Here is a 2972-nt window from a genome sequence, read left to right on the forward strand (position 1 = left end):
GATAAAGAAATCCCCTTGGACTTTATGCTTAGCTAGTAGCTCTGCACTTATCTCTCCAAGCTTAGGCTCTTGTGGCATTTCTGGCTTGCTGGCTAGGATTTTAGGCTTAGTAGGAGCTTTAGGCTCTACTGGAGCTTTTAGCTTATTGCTCTGGGCATCAGCTAGGGCTATGAGCTTTTGATACTCTCTCTCATAGCTCTTTTTATCTTGCTCGTATTGCTTAAAGTCTTTTAGATAGTCTTTGCGCTCTTGCTCGTATTTGCTCATAGCTTTTTTATAGTCTTTGTGGTTTGGCTTGAGATTTGGGCGCACAGGAGCTTTAGGCTCTATGGGGGCTTTGAGATTGGCATTAAACTTACTAGTTTTTGCAAGCACTTCTAGTCTCTTTCTCTTCTCTTCATAGCTCTTTTTATCTAGCTCATATTGCTTGAGGGCTGCTTGGTAGGCTCTTTGGTTTGACTCATAGGCTGCCATTACTCGCTTATAGTCTTTATGATTTGGTTTTAGGTTTGGTCTTATAGGAGCTTTTGGAGCTACTGGGGCTTTGAGATTGCTTGCTCTTGCTATTGTCTCTAGCTTGTTGTTCTCCTCTGTATAGATTCTAAGCTCTTGCTCGTATTTGCTCATAGCTTTTTCATAGGCTTTTTGTGCTTTGTCATAGTTAGCCATAGCTTTTTTGTAGTCTTTATCACTTGGCTTGAGATTTGGCATTACAGGAGCTTTAGGCTCTATGGGAGCTTTGATCTTTTGCGCTTTAGAGAGTAGCTCTAGGTTTTTGCGGTTGTCTTCATAGGCTTTTTTGTCTTTGTCGTATTGAGCTTTGGCTGCTTGGTAGGCTTTGTCCTCTTGCTCGTATTTAGCGATTAGGGCTTTGTTCTCTTTGGTGCTAGCAAGCTTATCCCACGCTGCCTTGTCTTTGGTGTATTTGGCTAGGTCTTTTTGATACTGGGCTCTTGCATCTGCTAGAGTGGCTGCTTCTATGCGCTGCTTGGTTCTGCGCTCTTTGTTTTTCAAGCTTCTTCTGTTTTGTTCTGCGAGATAGGTGTCTATAAGCATTTTTCGTCGCATAGATTGGCGCACGACTACACTTGTCATACTTGCAGCCAAGGAGGCTTCTACCTCAAAGATAGGGGTGCCATCGGGATTAAACTTCACCCCTATGCCTTGGAGCTCTGGGCTTGATTCAAAGGTAGGCTTAGAATTGTTATCGACATAGCTATGGCTACCAGATGTTACATAGTCTTTGAGATTTTTGCTAATGCTTTTTGCAGGGTCAAAGTCGCCATCAAGGTAGGTTACTTGGATTTTATTGACGGCAAATTCTTTGTTGCTACCGCCAGCTTGATCTCCATTGATTGTTACTCTCTCTATAGCTTGGTTGCCTTTGAGTCCTACGCTTAGGGTATCAACGGTGAGTTTGGCTTTTTGTGCAGTGATGTTGATATTAGAGAGTGTATGGGGCTCTACATTACCTGCTGTCCCTTGTCCTACACCATTGAGACTATTGATAGTGGAGTCGCCTTTTTGCACATCAAGGGATTGTATGATACCGGTGTTGGTTACCTTGGAAGACTCTTTGAGCTCTAGCTTATCGATTGTGCCAGCATTGTTGATGATAGAGGATTTAGTGCTTGTGGAGAGGGTGCCAATACTTGCAGCATTCGTAATGGTAATGCCATTGCTTCTTTTATCAACTGCTAGTGATGTTATTTCTCCATTATTGGTGATATCGCCAGTGGTATTATCGATAGTGAGGCTGCCATTGGTGAGTGTGGTAGTGATTGTGCTATCAGCCTTATTGTCTCCTAGCTCTATGGTATGCTTACCGCTTACTTCTTTAGTGATTTTTGTGATAAGACCATTGTATGATGGTTGTTCGCTACCACTAGTGAAAGTATTCTTAGTAGTGAAGCTTGCTGCCTTTTTATCACCTGTGAGGGTTATGCTTCCTATCTCTCCTTTGTATTGCTTGAATGTCCCATCGGCTAGGACTAGATTGCCTATGGTGCCAGCTTCTTCAGCGGCAGTAATGCCATCTGTGGCTCCTAGGTGGTATTCTCCACCTAGGAGGTTTAGCGTCTCTACTCTGCCACCGCGTTGATAGGATCTACCAACATAGAGATTGAAATGCTCTACACTGACATTTTTGAAGATTTGGGAGTCGCCATTTGCAGTGGTTTGATTAAGTGTATTGATATTTAGCTTATCAATATTCTCATTATAGACTTTTATATTTAAACGCTCGGCTTCATTGTTTAGGGTAGCGATATTACTCGTGCCAGCTAGTTTGATTTCAAATTTCACATCACCGATAACATCAAAGGTGCCGATCTTGAGGTTGGTATTACCAACCCCTGAAGTATTCATCGCTCTTGCCGACATATCCTGCCAAGGAGTGCTTCCACTCACTTTTTTATAATTCACTGCAAGGTGGTTGATTGTCATACCCTCACGCATAAATAAATTGATTTTAGGCAAATTTGTATATTTATAGGCGACACTAAAATAGTCAAGGGTATTTGGATATTTGTTTGCGTTCATAGTGCTCAAATCACCACCGTATCGATTCCACCCAGCTTGATCTGTTATATCCCCACCCTTGCTTCCCGCTGCCCATATAGTGCGATCCACATTTCTGCCATTAGTAATGGTGAGACTATTTGGATCATTCGTAGGTATGGTGGATGCCGACATCACACCACTAAGGGCAAAAAAGCACGCTAGGCTTAGGCTTAAGCGGGCGGGCTTAGTTTGTGCTGCTGTCATTGCGAGCGGTGCTTGCACCGCGTGGCAATCCATAGATTCTGCGCTAGCAGAATAGTCATTACTAGAATCCGCTTGCGTGGATTTGTGGATCGCCACGACTTGCTGGCGCAAGTCTCGCGATGACGATTTTTGTGAGCTTAGAGAGAGATTATTCCCCCCTTTAGACAAGCCACACCCCTTCTTTCGTTCTGTTTCGCCGGCTTTAC

1 protein-coding gene is annotated in these 2972 nt (G+C 43.4%); it reads right to left on the reverse strand.

Features of this window, described 5'->3' with window-relative positions:
- The coding region (locus F4V45_RS04435; protein ID WP_150337250.1) for an autotransporter outer membrane beta-barrel domain-containing protein at window positions 1-2934 on the reverse strand (2934 nt) is incomplete at its 3' end.
- Window positions 2935-2972: the final 38 nt, after the last annotated feature.

It is taken from the genome of Helicobacter canis (genome assembly GCF_008693005.1).
GTDB lineage: Bacteria > Campylobacterota > Campylobacteria > Campylobacterales > Helicobacteraceae > Helicobacter_B > Helicobacter_B canis.